Annotated in this window: 20 protein-coding genes; all 20 read right to left on the bottom strand. The window is 64.8% G+C overall.

The window, feature by feature from the left end; all coding sequences use genetic code 11:
- Positions 1-470: 470 nt before the first annotated feature.
- Complete coding sequence (locus tag ACFOMF_RS13620; protein ID WP_386365712.1) at positions 471-926, bottom strand: SRPBCC family protein; 456 nt, start codon at positions 924-926, stop codon at positions 471-473.
- A 53-nt stretch (positions 927-979) separates the two neighbouring features.
- Positions 980-1,507, bottom strand: coding sequence for a VOC family protein (locus ACFOMF_RS13615; RefSeq protein ID WP_386365710.1), 528 nt, complete (start codon positions 1,505-1,507; stop codon positions 980-982).
- Positions 1,504-2,301: an SDR family oxidoreductase gene (locus ACFOMF_RS13610; protein ID WP_386365708.1), complete on the bottom strand. Its 798-nt coding sequence runs from the start codon at positions 2,299-2,301 to the stop codon at positions 1,504-1,506. Before ACFOMF_RS13610 ends, ACFOMF_RS13615 begins: the two co-directional genes overlap by 4 nt.
- Positions 2,298-3,011 (bottom strand): SDR family oxidoreductase, encoded by a 714-nt coding sequence (locus tag ACFOMF_RS13605; protein WP_386365706.1) that lies wholly within the window; start codon positions 3,009-3,011, stop codon positions 2,298-2,300. The genes ACFOMF_RS13610 and ACFOMF_RS13605 overlap by 4 nt, the downstream gene beginning before the upstream one ends.
- Before the next feature lie 66 nt (positions 3,012-3,077).
- Positions 3,078-4,451, bottom strand: coding sequence for a DUF1329 domain-containing protein (locus ACFOMF_RS13600; protein WP_386365704.1), 1,374 nt, complete (start codon positions 4,449-4,451; stop codon positions 3,078-3,080).
- A gap of 64 nt (positions 4,452-4,515) precedes the next feature.
- Entirely contained in the window at positions 4,516-5,535 is a 1,020-nt protein-coding gene (locus ACFOMF_RS13595; RefSeq protein WP_386365702.1) for an NADP-dependent oxidoreductase, read from the bottom strand.
- Between the two features lie 363 nt (positions 5,536-5,898).
- Complete coding sequence (locus ACFOMF_RS13590; protein ID WP_386365700.1) at positions 5,899-6,582, bottom strand: EthD domain-containing protein; 684 nt, start codon at positions 6,580-6,582, stop codon at positions 5,899-5,901.
- Entirely contained in the window at positions 6,583-7,998 is a 1,416-nt protein-coding gene (locus tag ACFOMF_RS13585; protein ID WP_386365698.1) for an aromatic ring-hydroxylating oxygenase subunit alpha, read from the bottom strand.
- A gap of 58 nt (positions 7,999-8,056) precedes the next feature.
- A complete protein-coding gene (locus ACFOMF_RS13580) occupies positions 8,057-8,392 on the bottom strand; it encodes a Rieske (2Fe-2S) protein (protein ID WP_386365696.1) in 336 nt (111 codons plus the stop codon).
- Positions 8,393-8,409: 17 nt separating this feature from the next.
- The gene (locus ACFOMF_RS13575) at positions 8,410-8,925 is read right to left on the bottom strand and encodes a nuclear transport factor 2 family protein (protein ID WP_386365694.1); all 516 of its coding nucleotides are present in this window, start codon (positions 8,923-8,925) and stop codon (positions 8,410-8,412) included.
- A 386-nt stretch (positions 8,926-9,311) separates the two neighbouring features.
- Positions 9,312-10,097, bottom strand: coding sequence for an SDR family oxidoreductase (locus tag ACFOMF_RS13570; RefSeq protein WP_386365692.1), 786 nt, complete (start codon positions 10,095-10,097; stop codon positions 9,312-9,314).
- Between the two features lie 12 nt (positions 10,098-10,109).
- The gene (locus ACFOMF_RS13565) at positions 10,110-11,501 is read right to left on the bottom strand and encodes an aromatic ring-hydroxylating oxygenase subunit alpha (RefSeq protein ID WP_386365689.1); all 1,392 of its coding nucleotides are present in this window, start codon (positions 11,499-11,501) and stop codon (positions 10,110-10,112) included.
- A gap of 39 nt (positions 11,502-11,540) precedes the next feature.
- The gene (locus ACFOMF_RS13560; protein WP_386365687.1) at positions 11,541-12,047 is read right to left on the bottom strand and encodes a nuclear transport factor 2 family protein; all 507 of its coding nucleotides are present in this window, start codon (positions 12,045-12,047) and stop codon (positions 11,541-11,543) included.
- A 10-nt stretch (positions 12,048-12,057) separates the two neighbouring features.
- Positions 12,058-13,125: an NADP-dependent oxidoreductase gene (locus ACFOMF_RS13555; RefSeq protein ID WP_386365685.1), complete on the bottom strand. Its 1,068-nt coding sequence runs from the start codon at positions 13,123-13,125 to the stop codon at positions 12,058-12,060.
- A 191-nt stretch (positions 13,126-13,316) separates the two neighbouring features.
- Complete coding sequence (locus ACFOMF_RS13550) at positions 13,317-14,705, bottom strand: DUF1329 domain-containing protein (RefSeq protein ID WP_386365683.1); 1,389 nt, start codon at positions 14,703-14,705, stop codon at positions 13,317-13,319.
- A 59-nt stretch (positions 14,706-14,764) separates the two neighbouring features.
- Positions 14,765-15,166 (bottom strand): hypothetical protein, encoded by a 402-nt coding sequence (locus tag ACFOMF_RS13545; protein ID WP_386365681.1) that lies wholly within the window; start codon positions 15,164-15,166, stop codon positions 14,765-14,767.
- Positions 15,163-16,926, bottom strand: coding sequence for an FAD-dependent oxidoreductase (locus ACFOMF_RS13540; protein ID WP_386365679.1), 1,764 nt, complete (start codon positions 16,924-16,926; stop codon positions 15,163-15,165). The genes ACFOMF_RS13545 and ACFOMF_RS13540 overlap by 4 nt, the downstream gene beginning before the upstream one ends.
- A gap of 101 nt (positions 16,927-17,027) precedes the next feature.
- Positions 17,028-17,672, bottom strand: coding sequence for a VOC family protein (locus ACFOMF_RS13535; protein ID WP_386365677.1), 645 nt, complete (start codon positions 17,670-17,672; stop codon positions 17,028-17,030).
- A 99-nt stretch (positions 17,673-17,771) separates the two neighbouring features.
- Complete coding sequence (locus tag ACFOMF_RS13530) at positions 17,772-18,518, bottom strand: SDR family oxidoreductase (RefSeq protein ID WP_386365675.1); 747 nt, start codon at positions 18,516-18,518, stop codon at positions 17,772-17,774.
- A 157-nt stretch (positions 18,519-18,675) separates the two neighbouring features.
- Positions 18,676-19,992: an aromatic ring-hydroxylating oxygenase subunit alpha gene (locus ACFOMF_RS13525; protein WP_386365673.1), complete on the bottom strand. Its 1,317-nt coding sequence runs from the start codon at positions 19,990-19,992 to the stop codon at positions 18,676-18,678.
- Between the last annotated feature and the right edge of the window lie 31 nt (positions 19,993-20,023).

The following is a 20,023-nucleotide window of genomic DNA, read 5'->3' as shown; positions in this document are numbered from 1 at the left end:
CTCGCGAAAGCGGCCTGTGAGGCTGCGCAAAGCTTCTGGTGCCGCGCCAACCCTTCGCGAGCAAGCTCGCTCCTACGGGGGCGGTGGATGCCTTGGCCGTTGCGTCAAACCCCGACCCGCTTTGGTAGGAGCGAGCTCGCTCGCGAAAGCGGCCTGTGAGGCTGCGCAAAGCTTCTGGTGCCGCGCCAACCCTTCGCGAGCAAGCTCGCTCCTACGGGGGCTGTGGGTGTCTTGGCCGTTGCGTCAAACTCCGACCCGCTCCTACGGGGGCTGTGGATACCTTGGCCGTTGGGTCAAACTCCGACCCGCTTTTTGTAGGAGCGAGCTTGCTCGCGAAAGCGGCCTGTGAGGCTGCGCAAAGCTTCTGGTGCCTCGCCGACCCTTCGCGAGCAAGCTCGCTCCTACAGGGGTGGTGGATGTCCTGACCGTTGGGTGAAATCACACCCCGCTTTTGTAGGAGCGCCGAAAGGCTAATTGGCGTGCTCACGTACCACGGTCTGTTCCAGTCCCTTGAACATCAGCGCATAGGCGCCGCGCAGGAAGGCTTCGGCTTCCTGCGCCCGGCCAGGCTGGACAGTGAATTCGCCACGGTAGTGCAGGCGACAGCTATCGTCGCCCATTGGCTCGATGCGGCCGGTGGCCTGGTAGCCGGTCAGGCCGGCCGGTCGTTCGCCGACGATGGAAAGCTGATAGCTGAGACTGGCCGGGTCCTGGGCGTCCAGCCGTTCGCTGACCGGCGCCGGAAAGCCCTTGTTGTAGATGTGACGGGTCAGGCCGATGCCCTCCCCCTCCAACTCGACGCGATCGATCTGCACTGAGGCTTCGTCGGTGGGCCACCAGCGCTGGATGTCGGCAAAGTCGGCGAGCAGCTCCCAGATCGCCGTGGCGGGCGCTTCAAAATCATGGTGTACGGTTATCTGCAGCACGGGGGCGATCCTCCTGATGTACTGGCCGCCCGGGCGAGGGCCCGGGCGGATGTTCAGCCGACAACGCGAATCGGTTCGGAGCCATCCCATTTCGCCGCTTCCTGTTTCATCACGTCGAAGAAGGCGTAGTGCTCTTCGTGGAAGTCGATCATCTCGATCAGCCCGCCGCCGGCCTCGACGTAGATCGCCTCGCCGCCGCCCGGCAGCCACACCTCCTGCATCACCTCTGCGCCGGCCTCGCGGCAGAGCGCCCGGGCCTTCTGCATGTCCACCTTCAGGCAGACATGGTGCAGGCCCTCGCGGCCGGCGTCGAGCCAGGTCCTGTAGATCGACGGCGCATCGTTGTGCTGGCGGATCAGCTCGATCTGCATATCGCCCCAGTAGGCGATGGCTACCGAGAAGTCCAGCTCCACCGGTTCGCCGCGATAGCAGGTGCGCTCGGTCTGGATGTGCTGCAGCTCGAAGAAGGGCCCGACGCCCATGGTCTCGGTCCAGTACCTGACCGCCGCATCGAAATCCTTCGGCACGAAAGCCAACTGCATGATGTCGCCGAGACCGGAGATCTTTTCCTTGAGGCTCATTGTTGTGCTCCTGTCGCCCTGGCCACCGAGGCCTCGATTTCCTTCTTGCTCGGGTTGCGACGCAGCGTCAACCCGCCGTTGACCTGCAGGTTCTGCCCGGTCATGAAGCACTCGTCGCTGGCCAGCCAGACCGCCGCCGCAGCGACGTCCTCGCTGGTACCGATCCGCCCCAGCGGGTAGCCGGCGACGAAAGCATCGAACAGCCCCGGCACCTCCTTGGCGGCGGCGGTCATCGGAGTATCGGTGACGCCGGGAGAGAGGGAGTTGGCGCGGATGCCACGCTCGCCGAACTCGTCCGCCACGCAGCGGACAACGTGATCGGTGCCGGCCTTGGTGCCCATGTAGGCGGCATGGTCATGAAACTGGATGGTAGCGGTGGCCGAGCTTATCTGGATGATCGAACCGCCCTGCTGCATGGCCTGTACCGCCGCCTGGAAGAAAAAGAACGGGCCGATGAACTGCAGCGCGCTCATCCTTTCCAGCTCGTCGCGGCCAGTTTCCAGGAAGGGCTTGAGCAATCCCCATCCGGTGGCGTTCACCGCGATGTCGACCCTGCCGCCCTTCTCCCGGGCGAAGTCGAACAGGGCGAACACCTGGTCGCGGTCGGTGATGTCGCAGGTCGTCGCGTGGCCGCCGAGCTCACCGGCCAGACGCTGCAATTCCTCGGCGTGGCGCCCGGCGACGATGACCGTGGCGCCTTCCTCGACGAAGCGCCGGGCGATCACCTGGCCCATGTTGTCGCGTCCGGCAGCACCCAGCACCACCGCCACCTTGCCCCCTAGTCTTGTGCTCACGACGCACCTCCTACCATCGAATTGGCGTTGTCTATGACGAACTGCGCACCGGAAACGAAGCGGGACTCGTCAGAGGCGAGATACAGCACCATCTGCGCCACGTCCTCCGGCTGGCCCATGCCGCTGGCGTCTTCGATCACCGTGAGCGCCAGCGGCGTGGCGATGGGGCCCGGCAACACTGCATTGCAACGGATCGGGTAGCCCTTGCTCCGGCAGTGCACGGCGATGGTGTGGGTCAGCGCCAGCACCGCGCCCTTGGCCGCGGCGTAGGACGGCACCAGCGGGTAGCCGCGAATGGCCGACAGCGAGGAGATGTTGATGATCGAGCCGCCGCGCTCGCGCATCGCCTGGATGGCGTAGCGGCAGCCGAGGAAGGTGCCATCATTGAGTACGCGGTTCATTCGCTGGTAGAGCTCGAGCGAGGTCGACTCGATGTCGGCGACCTCGACGATGCCGGCGTTGTTGACCAGCACGTCCAGCCCCCCGTAGTGCTCGGTGATGGCGCGCATCACCCGCTGCCAGTCCTCCTCGCGGCTGACATCCTGACGCAGGAACAGGCCATCCAGCCTGGCGGCCGCCGCCTGCCCGGCCTCTTCGTTGACATCGGTGATGACGACTCGAGCGCCTTCGGCGGCCAGCAGCTCGGCATCGGCCAGGCCGAGCCCGGAGGCGGCACCGGTGATCAGCACGACCTTGTCTTTTACGCGCATGAAAACCTCTTGGTTCTGCTTGTCGGGAGAGGCCTAGGGAGGCGCGCAAGGCGCCTCCCTCATGGCTCAGCGAATGCCACCGCCGGCCATGGACTGGGGACTGAAGAAGCTGTCCGGACGACCCTCTGTGATCACCCAGCCGCTGCCCATGGTGGGGTTCTGCGAGCGGTGATAGGCACCGGTGGCCAGGTCGTAGGTGACGGTTTCGTCGGTGGCGTGGCCGGTGGCTTCGTAGAAGGTGATCGGCAGGCTGTGGGTGACCCGGTAGACCTTGCCGGTGGCGTCGTAGTTATCACTGATGCCGGTACCCCACAGGTCCTCGTCGAGGAAGATCATCCGCCGCGGATACACATGGCGCTTGCCTTCCTTCAGAGTGGCCTCGACTACCCAGACGCGGTGCTTTTCCCAGCGCATGCAATCGGGGTTGAGGTGGTTGGGGGTTTCGGCGACCTGGTCGGGGCAGACGTTGCGGTCATGCAGCTTGTAGGTGTTGTAGGGGATGAACATTTCCTTCTTGCCCTTGAGCTCGAAGTTGTAGCGGTCCAGCGCGCCATAGAACACCGCCAGTTCGTCCACCACGGCCACGCCCGCGCCGGTGGGGCTGGGGGTGTCGTAGGCGATGTCCGGCGCGAGTTTCACCCGGCGCTGGCCCGGCAGGTACTGCCAGGCGCGGCGGCCGATGTTCACCATATCGATGGAGTCACGTACCACGATCTTCTCGCCGTTCTTGCGCGCCGGGTCGGTGAAGTCGTTGCGGATCATCTCGTACACCGCATCATCGGCGATCGGGTCGGTCTTCTTCGGATCGAAGATGGGGTACTGGATCTGCATGCTGGCCACACCGGTGACGTTGCGGCGCCCGCTGGAGTCCACCACGACCCCGGTGAACAGCGGCGTCTCGAAGGCGAACTGGTCGAACTTGAGCAGGCGGTTCCACATCACCTCGTTGCCTGTCTTGGGGAACGGGAACGGGGTGCCGCCGTAGCAGCCGGACAGGCCCAGCTCGTCGTTCACCGTCTTGCAGGCGGTGAGGTTCTTGCGAGCGTTTTCCAGGAAATAGTCGGGGTATGCCGCCGTGCGGTGGGTCGGGTAGATGTCCATGCGAAAGGATGGATACTTGCGTAGCATCTCCTTCATGCCTTCGCTCAGCTGGTCGGCATACTGGTCCATGTTGGCCGCGGTGACGGAGAACAGCGGCTTCTCGTCGGCGAAGGGGTCGGGCCGGTAGCCCGGGTTCCTCGGATCGTAACTGGCTGGCGGCGTGATCGGCCCGGTGTAGGGTGGAATAGACCCGTCGGCATTGCCCTGCATCTCGGCGCCCCACGGGGTGTACTTGGTGCCGACCTGGCTGATCTCTTCCTGGGTCGCCGCGGCCTGGGCCGAGAGCACGCATCCCCCGGATATGGCGACGGCGATGACGCTGCGCATGAATCGTTTCATTCGACTGACTCCACTCTTGTTGTTGTAATCACGGTACGCCGTGTGTGTTGCGACTCGCCGTGCTCTAGCGCGGGAGCCTGACCATGAGCTTGCCTTCGTTGCGCCCATCGAACAGCAGGTTGAAGGCATCCAGGGTGTTTTCCAGACCGTCCACGATCTGCTCGCGATACTGCAGGCGACCCTCGCTGACCCACTGGCGCATCTGCGCGATGCCCCCGGGAAACTGGTCCAGGTAGTCGGAAACCAGATAGCCCTCGACCGTGGCGCTGCGCGCCAGGATCTGCCAGAAGTTGTAGGGGCCCGGCACCGGCTCGGTGCTGTTGTAACTGCTGATCGCGCCGCAGAAGACGATGCGCGCATCCTTGTTCAGGTTGAGCAGCGTGGCGTCGAGGATCTCGCCGCCGACATTGTCGAAATACACATCCACCCCCTGCGGGCAGGCGCGGCCGATGGCGGTCACCATGTCCGCCTCGGTGCGGTAGTTGATCGCCGCGTCGAACCCCAGCTCCTCGACGATCCAGCGGCATTTCTCGTCGCTGCCGGCGATACCCACGGCACGGCAGCCCTTGATCCTGGCGATCTGCCCCGCCAGCGAGCCCACCGCACCGGCGGCGGCGCTGATCAGGACGGTCTCCCCTTCCTTCGGCTTGCCGACCTCCAGCAGGCCGAAATAGGGGGTCAGGCCCACCGCGCCATAGATGCTGAGGTACTGCTGCTCCTCGTCGCCGGGCTGCAATTCCACCGGGAAGAAGTAACCGCCGTCAGCCACCGAGTACTCTTCCCAGCCACCGATGCCCACCGCCAGCTGGCCGGGAGTGAAGTTCGGATGTCGGCTCTCCAGCACCTCGCCGATGACCGTGCTGCGCACCGGATCGCCTATTCGGATCGACGGCAGGTAGCTGGGTCGCTCCGACATCCAGTCGCGGATAGCCGGGTCGATCGAAAAGAAGTGGTTGCGGATGAGGATCTGGCCATCACCGGGAGTGCCGACAACGCCCTCGCGCAACACCACGTCCTGATGGGTGGCGATGCCCTGGGGGCGGCGTTCGAGGATCAATCGACGGTTCTTCTGGGGCTCGGACATTGCGAAGTTCTCTTGTTGTTATGCGCACACAAAAAGCGCAGACCCGTCGAAGCGGATTCGCGTGGAAATGGAAGGCCGAGAGATGAGCGGGCCACCTGGAAGAGGCCCTTCGGTAACAGCAGGTCCATGGGCACGGCTGGCTGAAACAGGGATGCGTAGCATAGTGACGCCTCGTTTGTTGTTCTTGTAGAAGCGAAGCCTTGCCGTGCCGAGCAACTTAAAAACCGACAGGAAGGTTTTTATTTACCCTAGTCTTCTGCTCTGTCGTGTTCAAGAGGGACGCTCAGCTTTTTTGTAAAAATCCCGCGATCAGCTCGGTCATCGCCTGCCCGCCTCCCTCATTGCCCGCCGGGCCCAGGGGACTCATGCCGGCTCCCCGTCGATGACCTGCTCGGGCCTGACCACCCACTCTTCCTGCGCTACCAGGCCTCGCAGGGAACCGGGTGCGATCAGTTCGCCCGCCGCCGCCGAGTTGCGGGTCTGCCAGGCATGGCGAAGGCTTTCCAGATCTGGCCACCAGCTGAATTCAGCGCCGTGAAAGGCTGCCTGGTCATCCAGTGCGGCATGGCGGGTCAGGCGCAGCGGCCTACCGCCGAGCAACGGCCAGGATTCGCCTTCGAGCCAGCGGCGACGAAAATCTTCCGGCGCCACCCGCGGGTGGCGCTCGGCCACCAGCATCAGCTTGATCGCTCCGGTAGGCGGCTTGCCGTCGCCGATCACCGCTTCCCGGGCGACGCAGGCGAGCACCGGCGGCACGCTGAAATTGGCCTCGTCCGGGCCGGCGCCTTCGCGGTATTCGCGGCTCTGCACCAGACGCTGGAGCATGTCGGCCGATTCGATCCAGAGTTCCGGCGAACCGTCCCCGACCGGCACCAGACCATCCAGTTGCTCGCCAACCGGGTGGTTCTGGATATAGCCCTGGATGAACCCCGCCTCCACCAGCGTCATGGCGTGGGCCTTGTGGGTGGTGCGCCAGTAGTCGCTGAACCCGGCCGGATCCAGATCCGGCCGGCGGGTAAGAAAGCTGATGACCTTGAGGCTGTCCATTCAGGTCTCCTTGCCAAGGTAGCGGCCGAGGGTGCGGTGGAAATGGCGGATGCGCGCCTCCTGGTAGTTGCCCAGGGTCTCGCCGGGTTTCTTCGAGGCGTGGAAGCCCTGCTGCTGGGCGCGCAGGTTGGCGGTGTCCTGGTCGTAGACATTGGCCAGGTAGGGGTCCATGCCCGGCACCACGGCATAGGATTCTTCCTCGGAGACCAGATGCATTTCCGGCGCATCGGGTCGCGGTTCGCCCTCGGCCAGCGGGCGCAGGAAGAGAATCTCGAACAGGCAGCGGTCCACCCGGTCGCCCAGCGGACGGAAGCGGTAGACCATCGGCAGCGACACCCCGGGGAACAGCACCATGTTGGGAAACAGGTGGTACTCGATGGTGTCGATCATTTCCGCATCGGAGACCTCGCTCAGGTCGACCCGGTAACGCTCGCCGAGGCTCTTGCGCAGAAAGCGCGCCATGACGATGCGGGCCGTCTCGCCGGGCTGCACGGTGAGTTCATCGGTGAGCACCGAGCGGTCGCCCACCAGCATGGCGTCCACCAGTTCCTGCTCGCCGAGCGGCTCTTCCAGGTGCGGGCTGCTGACCCCGCTGGCGGCATAGAAGCGCGTCACGTGGTCGCCATAGAGGTCGTACTGCACGTTGGCGTCACCGGTGCCCTGCAGCAGCTGCGGGTGGGTCTCGACCACATGATAGGACTCGAGAAAGGCCTCCAGTGCGGTCTTCCAGTTGCACGCCAGCTCCTTGGCCATGTGCAGTTCAGTGAAGCGCCGGCCCAGGCCCCAGTTGCGAAAGTGCTCCGGCAGCACGTCCATGTAATCGCTGAGTGGCGGCGCGTCCTCGTCCATGTTGATGAACACGAATCCGCCCCAGAGCTCGACACGTACCTCGGGCAGGCGGTAGTCCTCGGGCTTTACGTGCGGGAAATCCCAGGCGCAGGGCACCCGGGCGATTTCGCCCTCCAGCGTCCAGGTCCAGCCGTGGTACGGGCAGCGCAGCTCGCGAGCGCTACCCATGCCCGCTTCCGAGCGCAGCCTGGTGCCGCGGTGAAGGCAGGCGTTGTAATAGCCCTTGATGCCACTGGGCGTATTGACGATGAGAAACGAGCGCGTGCCCAGCTCGTAGACGTAGTAGTCGCCGATCTCGGGGATGTGCTCCAGCCGGCAGGCCCACTGCCAGACCCTGCTCCACATCTGCTCCATCTCGGCATTGAAGATTTCCGGCGAGGTGTAGCGAGCGTAGGGAATGTCCTGCTCGCCGAGAAACTCGTAGCGCGTCTGGCGCAGCACGTCCGGGGCCGGCAGTGCGTCGGAGGCGATGATGTCCTGCACGCCGGGTCCGGGACAGCGCGCCTCGCCGGGTCGCAGGCCGGCGTAATCGCCGGGGATCAGGGGCATGGGGGTTCGGCTGTTCATCGGCTATTCCCGTCTTTGTAGTTATTCGTATGGCCAGGGCGCTGAGGACGGCAGGCACTCAGCCGGGCGAGGCCTCCAGTGCCGGCTCCAGTGATACTTCGATGCGCCCATCCACTACCTGCAAGGCGAAGGTGCGCAGGGGGACGCGGCCAAGCGGGCCCTTGCCGCAGCCGCTGCGTACGTCGAACAGCACGCCGTGTTCGGGGCAGGCGATCATGTTGTTGCGCAGGCGTCCGCCTTCGAGTTCGGCGCCCTGGTGGGTACAACGGTTTTCCACCGCGAAGAACTCGCCGCCACTGTTGCAGACGAGGATGCTCAGGCCTTCGAGGGTGACCGCCCTGGTCTTGCCGGCGGGCAGTTGGTCAACGTTGAGGACGTGATGAAACTGGCTCATGGGCTACTCCTGCTCAGCTAAAAGCGGTAATGAATGTCGTCGCCATCCGGCTGGCCGCGGGTCACCACAGCGCCGATGCCGCTGTCCCAGACCGCCGTGCTGGCCCCGTTGAAATTGAGGTCGAGCACGAACAGGCGCTTGCTGAACTTCCACACGCCGTCGCGACGCTCGTAGTGGTCGAGGTAGCGGCCGGCGGCGACGTGCTGGGTACCCTCACCTTCGCCGCGCAGGGCGCTCATGCCGATTACGTAGGCACGGCCGGTGGCCTGATCGCCGTTGATCTCGAACAGCTCGTTGCTGGTGAAGTGATAGGTCATCTCCACCGCAGGGTTGTCGGCGGTGATGAGTTCGCAGAACTGCGCGGCCGGGCCACGGAACAGGCCGAAATCCATGGTCGCCTCAGGCCACCAGAGCGACTCGAGCAGGGCCCGGTCACGGCGGTCGACGCCGGTGCAGTAATTGGCCAGCAGCTCGTGCAGGTCCTGCTTGGCCTGGAGGCTGGCGAGTTGTCGCTGGAGTGGATCGGGGTTCATTGCAAGACTTCCTGCCTGGTGGATTGGCTCAATTTCTTCCGGTTACCGCCTGCGCCGCTGCCGCAGGTAGCCAGCCACCCGCAGCTGATGCCACACACCCTGTAGGAGCGAGCTTGCCCGCGAACGGAGCCCGGCACTTCGCGAGCAAGCTCGCTCCTACAAAAGCGGGGCGTGCGGGTGTTGCCGGGCGGCGAAGCAGAGCCGGGTTCGTGGCCGGTGCCGGTGCTGAGCGTGGTGCCGCTGCCGCAGGCCGACGCCCACCCACGGCTGGCGCCACACACCCTGTAGGAGCGAGCTTGCTCGCGAACAGGGCCCGGCAATTCGCAAGCAAGCTCGCTCCTACGAAAGGCGGCGGGACGGGCCCGGCGAATGCTGCACAGCGGCATTCAGGCGCCCTCGCCTGCCGGGTAGGGTTTGGCCAGCACGCCGCCGTCCACGTACATCTGGTGGCCGGTCATGAAGCTGGCGTCGTCGCTGGCGAGAAACAGCACGGCCTTGGCCATTTCCTCCACTTCGGCGATGCGGTTGAGCGGCTGCATGCCGGCGTAGATGGTTTCCAGCGCCGCCGGGTCGTCCGAGGCGTCGAGGTACTGCTGCAGGTTCGGCGTGCGGGTCGCGGCCGGGTGCACCGAGTTGACGCGGATGTTGTAGCCCTTCTCGCCGCAGTGCAGGGCCACGGTCTTGGTCACCGCGTCCTGCGCCGCCTTGGCCGCGCCGTAGCAAGTGAACAGCGGCCCCGGACGGATGCTCTCCACCGAGGAGATGTTGACGATGGACCCGGCGCCCTTTTTCTTCATGCTCTGAACCGCGTACTTGCAGCCGAGAAAGGCGCCACGGGCGTGGACCCAGTGGTGTTTATCCCAGTCCTCCAGGGTCGCGGTCTCGATATCCGACGGAAAGGAAATGCCCGCCGAGTGCACCATGATGTCCAGCGGCCCCCAGAGGCTTTCCAGGGTGCCGATGGCCGCTTCCCAGTCCTCCGGCCTGCCCACGTCCAGCGGGGCGAAGGCGGCGTTCGGGCCCAACTCGTCGGCCAGCGCCTCACCGGCGGTGGCATTGATGTCGGTGAGCAGCACCTTGGCGCCCTCTTCGACGAACAGCCGGGCGATGCCGGCGCCGATGCCGGAAGCGGCGCCGGTGACCAGCGCCACGCGATCCTTGACTCGTTGCATGTCGTGCCCTCCTCAGTTCGCGTTCAGGTACTTGTCCAGGGTCTGGTGCAGCTGGCGGATGCGCACCTCCTGGTAGTTGCCGAGGGTTTCGCCGGGCTTGGTACTGGCCTTGAAACCGCGTTGCTGGGCGATGAGGTTGCCGGTGTCCTGGTCGTAGATGGTCGCCAGACCCGGGTCCAGCCCCGGCACCTCGCGGAAGGACTGCTCGAAGTCCAGTTCCACCGGCTCGGCCGGGTCCGGCCGCTCACCCGAATCGGGCAGCGGTTGCATGTACAAGAGATCGAAGATCGCCGAGTCCGGGTCGCTGCCGTTGGGGCGGAAGCGATAGACCATGGGAAACAGCAGCGAAGGAAAGAAGCAGGTATTGGGAAACAGGTGGTATTCGATGGCGTCGATGGTCTCGCTGATGGAAACCTGCGACAGGTCCTTGCCGTAGGCCTGGCCCAGCACCTGTTGCATGTGGCGGGCAAAGACTTCCCGTGCGGTCGAGCCTTCCGGCACCTGCAAGGTCGAGCCGCCAGTGCCTTCCACCACGCCTTCGGCCATCAGCGCATCGAGCAGTTGCTGCTGGCTGTACTGCTCGGTCAGGTGCGGGCTGGGAAAGCCCACCAGATGCACGAAGCGCGAGACGGTGTCGCCGTAGATGTCGTACTGGGTGTTGGCATCACCCACGGTGAGTACCCCCTGGGGATGGGTCTCCAGCACATGGAAAGATTCCAGGAAGGCTTCGAGACAGGCCTTCCAGTTCGCTGGAAGCATCTTGCGCACGTGCAGGGCGACGAACTTCTGCGACAGGTCCCAGCCGGCGAAATGCTCGGGGATGATGTCCAGGTGCTCGGCCAGCGGCGCGGCGTCCTCGTCGAAGTTGATGAAGACGAAACCGCCCCAGGTGTCCACCTTCAGCTCCGGCAGGCGGAAGTTGCCTTCACCGATGTGCGGAAAATCCCAGCGACAGGGCACGTCGGTCAGCTCGCCTTCCAGCGACCAGGTGAAGCCATGGAAGGGGCAGCGCAGTTGCTTGGATCGTCCGCAGGAGCCGGCCGGCTTGAGCTGGGTGCCGCGGTGCAGGCAGGCGTTGGGATAGGCCTTTATCGCACCGTCGGAGGTGCGCACCACCAGCACGGATTTTTCGGCGATCTCGTAGACGTAATAGTCGCCCGGCTCGGGAATGTCCTCTTCGCGGCAAGCCCATTGCCACACCTTGAGCCAGAGCTTTTCCCCCTCCAGCGCGGCAAACTCGCGCGAGGTATAGCGGCTGTAGGGGATGTCGGCGTCGCCAAGAAATTCATAGCTCGGCTGGGTCAGGTGCGCCGGCGCGCGGTCGTTGTCGGAGGCGATGATCTCGGCGGTGCTGGCGCCGGGGCAGCGGGCCTCGCCGGGCTTGAGATTGAGGGCTTCGTTCATCTCGGGCTCCCTGTCATTGTCGTTGTCTGGAGTGGTTGCTCAGCCATGCTCGCCACGGGCGGCCAGGTGCAGTGCCGGCTGCTCGGCGAGAAAGCTGTCCGCCGCCGGGTCGGTGCGCGCCCAGTCGACGATTTCCTTGCGCCGGGCGATCTTCCAGCCATCGCCGCGGTTCTCGTATTCGTCGTGGTAGCGTCCGGCGACGATCAGGTCGTAGGGCGCGCCCTCCTGGCGGATGCGATGCTGCGCGATGAAGTACACCTCGCCGGTGGCGCGGTTGCCGTCGAGCTGGATATCCACCTGGCCGACCAGGTGCTGGCTGGCATCGCAGTCGGCGAGAAAGCCCTGGGCGAAGTCGACGAAGCCTGCCGCCGATCCGGCGTATAGCCCGCAGTCGACCCAGGCGTCGTCATGGAAGGCGCTCAGGTGCAGCACCGGCAGAAGCCGGTCCTGGGCACGCATGTAGCTGCGGATGGCTTTCTCGATGTCCCGGCGTGCCGCCAGGTCGGCGACCTCGGCGCGCAGGGCCTGCAGTTCGGAGTCGTTCATGGGGCGTCCTCTATTCGGCGGCGGCCTGGATATTTTCGAGCGTCGGCGCGGGCTCGTCCCCGTCGCGGATCTTCACCATCAGCTTGCCCTTGTTGCTGCCGTCGAACAGGCGGGCAAAAGTGGCCACGGTGCTCTCGAAGCCTTCGGCGATGTCCTCGGCGAAGGTCAGCTCGCCGGAGTCGATCCAGCCGCGCATCTCCTCGACGGCCTGGGGGAAGCGGTCGCGGAACTCCAGCGCGATGTAGCCGCGCACAGTCAGGCTGCGGGCGAGAATCTGCCAGTAGTTGTAGGGGCCGGGCACGGCGTCATCGGTGTTGTACTGGGAGATGGCGCCGCAGAACACGATGCGGCCGAAGTTGTTCATGTTCAGCAGTGCGGCGTCGAGGATCGAGCCGGCGACATTGTCGAAATAGATGTCGACGCCGTCCGGGCAGGCCTCGGCGATGGCCTGCTGCATGTCGCCGCAGGTCTTGTAGTTGATCGCCGCGTCATAGCCCAGCTCGTCGACGATCCAGCGGCATTTCTCGTCGCTGCCGGCGATGCCCACGGTGCGGCAGCCCTTGATCCGTCCGATCTGCCCGGCCAGCGAGCCTACCGCTCCGGCGGCGGCACTCACCAGCAGCGTATCGCCCGGCTTCGGCTTGCCGATTTCCAACAGGCCGAAGTACGGCGTGAGCCCGACGGCGCTGAAGATGCTCAGGTGCCAGTTCACCGGGAAGCCCAGGTCAGCGCGCACCACCTCGTTCAGCTCGGGGTCGATCAGGCTGTAGTCTTCCCAGCCGTTGCAGGCGATGCCTACCGCATAATCGCCCACCTTGAATTTCGGGTGGTTGCTTTCGACGATACGTCCAAGGGTCGAGCCGCGGATGGTCTCGCCGATGGCGATGGGCTCCATGTAACCCGGCCGGTCACTCATCCAGAAGCGTGCCCCCGGGTCCATGGACAGAAAGAGATTCTGCATCAGCACCTGTCCGGGACCAGGTCGGCACAGCGGCACGCTGCGGGCGCGGATGTCGTCCTCGTTGGGCACGCCTTCGGGGCGGCTATGGAGGTACCACTGGCGGTTCTCGAGCTTCATGAATACATCCTGCGATGATTGTTGTTGTTCTCTTGATCCCGGCGGCAGTGCACGTGCCGCCGGGCTGAAGTATGCAGCGAACGCCGCGAGCGCACGCCGCTGCCGCTCAGCGCACTGGGCTGGTAGTAACGCAGCGGTCGGGCCCGGGACGGCCGCGTGATCACCATCATCCCTGGCCCGCCTCTTTGTGCTTAGCGCACGCCGGCCCCGCTCAGCGCGTGAGGCTGGTAGAAGCTCGCGGGTTTCGCCTCGGCCGGTGGGGTGACCACCATCATGCCGCGGTTCGCCGGGGTGTAGGCCTGGCGGACGTAGGCGCCGTTGGACAGGTCATGCACCACGAATTCGTGGGTGTTGTGTCCGGTGGTTTCGTAGAAGGGGTAGTAGTGAGTGTTGGTCACCCGGTAGATGTTGCCGGCGTCGTCGTAATTGTCGGCCATGCCCACCGCGTAGATATCCTCGTTCCAGTAGAAGGTCCGGCGCGGGTAGACGTGCCGCTTGCCGCTCTTCAGGGTGGCCTCCACGACCCAGACGCGATGCAGCTCCCAACGCACGCAGTCGGGGTTGAGGTGGTTCGGGGTAAACACTTTGTCGGCGCCGCACTGCTGTTGGTCGTGCAGCTTGAAGGTGTTGTAGGGAATGAACATTTCCTGGCGCCCGACCAGCTCGTAGTCGTAGCGATCCTGGGCGCCATAGAACACCTGGGTGTCGTCCACGGTACCGACGCCGCCGCCGGCCGGGCTCGGAGTGTCGTAGGCCACGTCCGGGGAGAGCTTCACCCGCCGCTGGCCCGGCAGGTAAGTCCAGGAGCGCCGGCCGACGTTCTGCATGTCAACCGAGTCGTGGATCACCAGCTTCTCGCCGGCCTTGCGTGCCGGCCCGGTCCAGTCCACCCGGCCATATTCGAGCATTTCCTCCCGGCCGATGGGTTCGGTGCGCGCCGGGTCGTAAGGCGGGAAGGTCTGCCAGTACTCGAATGCGCCGGTCTCGATGCGCCGGCCATTGGCGTCCACCAGGGTGGAGGTCTGCGCCGGCGAGTGGTAGGCGTACTGGTCGTACTTCAGGGCGCGGTTCCACATCACCTCCGAGCCGTTCTTGGGGATCGGGAAAGGCACACCGCCGTAGCAGGTTCCTGCCAGTTGCAGACGGCTCTCCGCCAGCTCGCAGGTCTGCGCATTCTTCATGGTGTTGTCGACTACGTAGTCGGGGTAATTGGCGGTCCGGTGGCTGGGGTAGACGTTGAGCCGGAAGGTGGGGTAGCGCCGCAGCATCTCCTTGACGCCCGCGCTCAGCTTGTCTTCATGCTCGGCCATGTTCTGTGCGGTGATGACCAGCCGAGGCGTCTCGTCGGCAAAGGGATCGGGGCGCTTGGTCGGGGTGTTCGGGTCGTAGTTCGCAGGCGGCTCGATACCGCCGGTGTAGGGCGGGATGGTGCCTTCCTCGTTACCGGCGCTGATCGCGCCCCAGGGGGTCAGCTCGCCGCCGAGACGGGCGAGCTCATCCGGTGCGAGCGCTGCCAGGGCGGTTCCGGAGGCGCCGGCAGCGCAGATCATCAGGGCCTTGACGGCCAGTTGCTTGCTCATGGGTCTACCCCTTTTGTTGTTGTAATCCGTTGCATCCGGCCGCATGGCCTGTCGTTCGCTCAATTGTCCGGTGCGCCCGCCTCGATCCATTGGCGAATGACGGCGCGGGTTTCCTCCGCCAGGGGGAGCTGGGCGAAGGGCATCTGTGCGCCCTGCCCGCCCACGTCCAGGTGGGTGCCTTCCAGCTTGTGCATCAGGTAGCTCTGCTCCGGCTCGCCGGGGGCGACCCGCAACAACGGGCTGTCCGCCGAAGGCACGCCGACCAGGCTGGCGTAGGCAGCGGACGGGTACAGTTTCATGCCGCCCGGTTCATCGCCGGTCATGTGGCAGCCCGCGCACTGGGTACGCAACACCGGGACGACCGCTCTGGAAAAGCTCACCTCGCCGCCGGCCGCCGCGGCTCCCGGGGGCCCGGCCAGCAGCAGCGCCAGCGGCGCCGCCCACAGTGATCGCCGGCTCATCGCGCCTGCTCCGTGGCATGCAGCGCCGCCAGATAACCAAAGGTGAGCGCCAGGCCGATGGTGCCGCCGGCACCCAGGTAGGCCGGGCCGGACGGACTGGCGATGCAGTTGCCGGCGCCATACAGGCCCGGAATGGGCTCACCGGAAGGCGCGAGCACCTGGGCATTGGCGTTGATCGCCGGGCCCCCGCTGGTGTCCAGCGCGCCGGGCGCCAGGATCACGGCATACAGAGGCCCGTTGCGGTCGATCGGATACATGGTGGGGTTGGGCTTGTCGTTGTCCGGGAACTGGGCGTTCTTGCTCACCGGGGAGAAAAGCTTGTGCCAGACCTTGTCGTATTCGTGGTACCCGCGCTGGAAATCCTCGTCGCGGCCGGTCTCGGCAAAACCGTTGTAGCGCTCGATGGTAGTCTCCAGATTGCTGGCGAAGCCCTCGCCCAGACGGAACACCCCGATGCTGGCGGCCAGGCTGTCGAGCCGGCTGGCGATGTTGGCGGCCAGATCCTGCGGGGCCTTGCCCTCGATCAGCCAGGCACGGTCGCGCTTGTCGGCCGGGAACGGCAGCGCACCGGCGTAGCGGTCCAGACTGCGCTCGTCGAACACCATGAACATGAAGCGGTTGGGGTACTCGGCATTCACCGGGTCGAAGACAAAATGCGCCTGAGTCCGGTCGTTGTAGTTGCGCTTCTCGTTCATTACCCGCACGCCATGCTTGTTGACGTTAATCATCGAGTCGCCCGGAGCGAAGAACACACCGTGGGGCACGGCCCGGTTGCCCAGCGCCTGCTCCAGCACCACCGGGGTTCGCCAGGCGGTACTCAGATCGCCCATCCTGGCGCCGGCCTCCTGGGCCATGGGGATGAAATCGCCGGTGGAGCTGGCCGCGGCGCAGGAGCCGTAGAGTCCTGGCTGATGCAGCTGGATCAGCTCGACATTGTGCGCATAGCCGCCACTGCCGAAGATCACCGCCTTGCGCGCCCGGATGTTGAGAGTCTTCTCGTTGTTGCGCACCTTGAGCCCCACCACCCGGCCACCCTCGCGGATGATGCCGATGGCACGGTGTTCGAGCAGGATCGGCACGCCGTGCTTCTCCAGCCAGGTTTCCATCTGGTAGGCCAGGCTGCCACCGCCGCCGGCGGAGCTGGCGCCCACGGCCGGTTCCAGGGCCCGCGCATTGAACGCCTTGTTTTCCGGCAGGTGATCGCCATAGTCAGGCGGCGGGGTGTCCACGTCCCACATGCGGAACTGGCGGAACGTCACGGCATCGAGTTCTTCGAACCACTCGACCATCTTCGAACCGTTGTCATAGAAGGCTTCCATGAGCTCGAAGAGCGGCCTTGGCAGACCCAGGGTCTCGCCTTCGGCGTAGTAGAGATTCGGATAAGCGTAGCGGGCCATGTAGCGCAGGGCATCCTCGCGGGTATCTTCGATGCCCAGCGCCAGCATGTACTTGTTGTTCGGGATCCAGGTGACTCCGCCCGACTTGCCGGTGGTACCGCCGGCCATGGGCATCTTCTCGACGACGATGACCTCGGCCTTCTTCGCCACCGCAGTCACCGCCGCCGCACAGGCCGCGGCGCCCGAGCCGACACAGAGCACATCGGTTTCCATGTCCCAGTGCTGTGGCTGGCCGGCCCTGTCCTCGGCTGCCAGGGCACGACCGGCGATGCCCAGCGTTGAAACGGCACCCGCTGCCAGCCCCGCGCCGATCATGACCTCGCGGCGGGAGAGAAGCACGTCGCCTCTAGTATCTTTTTTCATCGAATGGGACCTGTTTCTTATAGTTATGAGGGCCACGGCCGCCACCAAAACAAAACGAACTTGATCGTTTTTTATAAAGCTAGCCTGTTGCCGTGCGAGTTTCAAGCGATAGCCAGGCCGAAGTCCAGGGTGCCATCACTGGTGAAGCGCGCGGAAAACGCCTCGGGATCGCCCGGTACTCCGTTGACGATATTGGCCAGGTAAGCGTACCGGTACCTGGGCGGGCCGATCTCTTCGAGATCGCTCAGGCGCTGGACCTGCGCCTGCAATGCAGCAATGTCGGTCATGGTTTGTCCCTGCGGTTGGGTCGCGCAGAGGATTTCCTGCAGTTCGAACACATTGCCGTCGGGGTCTCGGGCATAGGTCGCCCTGACTTCGCCGAAGTCCTGCGGCGGCGCATGAAAGCGGATACCGGCGGCCAGGAGCCGCGCATAGACCTCGTCGATACCCTTCACGTCCAGGCAGAAATGGGTGATCCCGTAGTGATGCACCGGCCTCAGGTCGGATGCTGGCGCCGGCTGGGCCGGCAGGTCGAACTGGAACAGCTCGATGCACAGGTTGCCGCCCTGCAGCATCACCGTCCGGGCCGCCGTATCCGGCAGCCCGAGCACCTGATTGATCCGCTCGCTGCCGGCCGGCCAGCGCGCGTCGCTGAGCACTTCGAGACCCAGCAGATCCCGGTAGAAACCCAGCGCCCGCTCGAGATCGGGGGTGGAAATGGCGACGTGGTGGAAGTTCTGGGGCATGGGAAATCCTTCTGAAAGCCGACAGGAGCGCTGGAGGCTGGACGGAAAAAGCGGAACAAGGCGCCCTCGCTCAGCCTTGAGCCTTCAGCGGCTTTTCCTCTAGCGAATCGTCTCGCAGTTATCGATCACCATCTGCGCCCCGTTGATGTTGCGCGACTCGTCGGAGGCGAGGAACAGCACCAGGTTGGCCACATCGACCGGTTTGCCCTGCCCGAGGGCCTGGATCTGGTCCATGCCGTTGCTGTCACTGGCCACCTGCTGCAGCGCCTGGGCAGTCATGGGCGTCTCGTGGGCGCCGGGGAGGATGGCGTTGCAGCGGATGTTGTAGCCCTGGGTCTGGCAATGCACGGCGATGCTGCGAGTCATGGACAGGATGCCGCCCTTGGCCGCGGCGTAGGCGACGATCTCGGCGATGCCCTTGATCGCTCCGATGGAAGAGACGTTGATGATCGAACCGCCTCCGCTCATCCGCATCGCCGGAATGGCGTGTTTGCAACCCAGCAGTGTGCCTTCGGACATCACCGCGTTGAGAAAGCGGAACTCCTCCAGATCGATCTGCTCGACGTTGGCGAACTTCACCAGTCCGGCATTGTTGACCAGTACGTCGAGCCGGCCGTGATGGGCCAGGGTTTCGGCGATGACCTCCTTCCAGCGCTGCTCGTCACGCACGTCATGCTTGAGGAACATCGCCCCTGGGATGCCCGAGGCAACCTCCCGGCCCATCTCCTCATTGACATCGGTGAGCACCACCCTGGCGCCCTGCTCGGCCAGCAGTCGCGCATCGGCGGCTCCCAATCCGGATGCAGCGCCGGTGACAACTGCGACCTTGTTTTCAACACGTCCCATGACCTTTCCTCTTCGTATTGTTGTGGTTGTTTGGTCGAAGATTCTTTCGGCAGGCGCAACGCCCCGCAGCCCGGCCTCAAGGGTCAGCCCAAGCATGCCTGCCGTGACGGGCAATTGCGGGCACGAGGCGACGGCACGCCCGCCGTCGCCTCGCCGATCAGATGCGACCGGCGATGTAGTCGTTGATCACTTCGTGATAGCGACGCACGCGAGACTCCTGATTGGCCAGGTAGGAGTCGGTGTAGCCGCGTGAATGCAGTCCCTTCTGCTGCGCGACTGCGACGCTGAGATCCTGGTCGGCCACGAAGCCGAGGGACTTCTCGCCGTGCTTGAACACGTCGTGCTGGGCGGCTTCCATCGGCCACTGACCCAGCGGGGTCGCCGCCATGGTTTCGCCATGGGCAGGCCGAACGAAGTACCAGTGGTCGAACAGGCACTTCTCCGGGTCGGTCGGGTGCGGCATGGGCCGCAGGATCTGGTAGGACTCTGCCGCCATGGTGAAGGACATGTTCGGGAACAGGGTGTAGTGGTAATAGTCGGTCAACTGGTCATCGCTGAGATTGGCGTACTGGCTGTAGCCACGCGACTCGCCCAGCTGGCGCTTCTGCTTCTGCAGCGCTTCGCGGACCTCGCCGGCGCGGCCTTCGAAATCGTCGGGGTTCAGGTCCCAATGGCGCAGCATGTCATCCAGCGGCGCCTGCACTTTCTTCGACTTGTTGTTGGAAGCCGGCAGCGCGCCCTTCATCAGCATGCGGCTGTGCCCGTTGCGGAAGATCTCGAAGGCGGTGTTCTGGTAATGGTCGTCGATGAAGGTGGCCAGCTCCTTGTGCAGGCTCTGCACATGGTAGGCCTCGTTGAAGTTGTCCTGGATGACTTTCCAGTTGCAATCCACCTCGCCCGTGAGGTGCATCACCCGCACCATCTTGTCCATCTCGTAGGGTTCGAGCTGGTCGGCGACGATGCCCAGCGAATCGCGCAGGGTCTTCGCCTTCGGGTCCATGTTGAACCACACCAGCCCGCCGAAGGTTTCACAGCGCAACGCCTTGAGGTTGGCCTTGCCGACCGGGTTGCCCTGGGGGAAATCCTCGGAATCCTTGGCGATCAATAGCTGGCCGTTCAGACCGTAGCACCAGCTGTGATAGTTGCAGACCAGGCGTTTGACCTTGGTCTCCTCGCACTGGACCATGCGATTGCCGCGGTGCTGACAGACGTTGTAGAAGGCGCGAATGCTGTTGTCATCACCACGCACCATGATGATCGACTCGTGCCCGACCTCGGCGGTGATCACACAGCCGGGCTCGGGCAGTTGCGCGACGGTGCCGCCGACATGCCAGGTGCGGGTCCACAGGTGATCCCACTCCTTCTGCATGAATTCCTTCGAGTAGTAACGATCTCCGGTGATCGGATCCCCGCGCAGGAAATCCTCGTCGACCAGGGCTTCTTTGGTGCGTTCGACCAACGACAGCAGGCTCATGATTGTGCTCCTCTCTCACCGCGCCGCCTGG

Origin of the sequence: Stutzerimonas tarimensis, assembly GCF_042648805.1 — a bacterium.
Classification (GTDB): domain Bacteria; phylum Pseudomonadota; class Gammaproteobacteria; order Pseudomonadales; family Pseudomonadaceae; genus Azomonas; species Azomonas tarimensis.
This window is presented reverse-complemented; position numbering and strand designations above follow the sequence as displayed.

Bases quoted from the DNA above. Each gene is read 5' to 3' on its own strand.
- ACFOMF_RS13560 (WP_386365687.1), bottom strand. From the start codon at position 12,047: ATGAACGACTCCGAACTGCAGGCCCTGCGCGCCGAGGTCGCCGACCTG.
- ACFOMF_RS13565 (WP_386365689.1), bottom strand. From the start codon at position 11,501: ATGAACGAAGCCCTCAATCTCAAGCCCGGCGAGGCCCGCTGCCCCGGC.
- ACFOMF_RS13555 (WP_386365685.1), bottom strand. From the start codon at position 13,125: ATGAAGCTCGAGAACCGCCAGTGGTACCTCCATAGCCGCCCCGAAGGC.
- ACFOMF_RS13595 (WP_386365702.1), bottom strand. From the start codon at position 5,535: ATGTCCGAGCCCCAGAAGAACCGTCGATTGATCCTCGAACGCCGCCCC.
- ACFOMF_RS13550 (WP_386365683.1), bottom strand. From the start codon at position 14,705: ATGAGCAAGCAACTGGCCGTCAAGGCCCTGATGATCTGCGCTGCCGGC.
- ACFOMF_RS13545 (WP_386365681.1), bottom strand. From the start codon at position 15,166: ATGAGCCGGCGATCACTGTGGGCGGCGCCGCTGGCGCTGCTGCTGGCC.
- ACFOMF_RS13535 (WP_386365677.1), bottom strand. From the start codon at position 17,672: ATGCCCCAGAACTTCCACCACGTCGCCATTTCCACCCCCGATCTCGAG.
- ACFOMF_RS13530 (WP_386365675.1), bottom strand. From the start codon at position 18,518: ATGGGACGTGTTGAAAACAAGGTCGCAGTTGTCACCGGCGCTGCATCC.
- ACFOMF_RS13600 (WP_386365704.1), bottom strand. From the start codon at position 4,451: ATGAAACGATTCATGCGCAGCGTCATCGCCGTCGCCATATCCGGGGGA.
- ACFOMF_RS13605 (WP_386365706.1), bottom strand. From the start codon at position 3,011: ATGCGCGTAAAAGACAAGGTCGTGCTGATCACCGGTGCCGCCTCCGGG.
- ACFOMF_RS13540 (WP_386365679.1), bottom strand. From the start codon at position 16,926: ATGAAAAAAGATACTAGAGGCGACGTGCTTCTCTCCCGCCGCGAGGTC.
- ACFOMF_RS13580 (WP_386365696.1), bottom strand. From the start codon at position 8,392: ATGAGCCAGTTTCATCACGTCCTCAACGTTGACCAACTGCCCGCCGGC.
- ACFOMF_RS13570 (WP_386365692.1), bottom strand. From the start codon at position 10,097: ATGCAACGAGTCAAGGATCGCGTGGCGCTGGTCACCGGCGCCGCTTCC.
- ACFOMF_RS13575 (WP_386365694.1), bottom strand. From the start codon at position 8,925: ATGAACCCCGATCCACTCCAGCGACAACTCGCCAGCCTCCAGGCCAAG.
- ACFOMF_RS13615 (WP_386365710.1), bottom strand. From the start codon at position 1,507: ATGAGCCTCAAGGAAAAGATCTCCGGTCTCGGCGACATCATGCAGTTG.
- ACFOMF_RS13525 (WP_386365673.1), bottom strand. From the start codon at position 19,992: ATGAGCCTGCTGTCGTTGGTCGAACGCACCAAAGAAGCCCTGGTCGAC.
- ACFOMF_RS13585 (WP_386365698.1), bottom strand. From the start codon at position 7,998: ATGAACAGCCGAACCCCCATGCCCCTGATCCCCGGCGATTACGCCGGC.
- ACFOMF_RS13590 (WP_386365700.1), bottom strand. From the start codon at position 6,582: ATGGACAGCCTCAAGGTCATCAGCTTTCTTACCCGCCGGCCGGATCTG.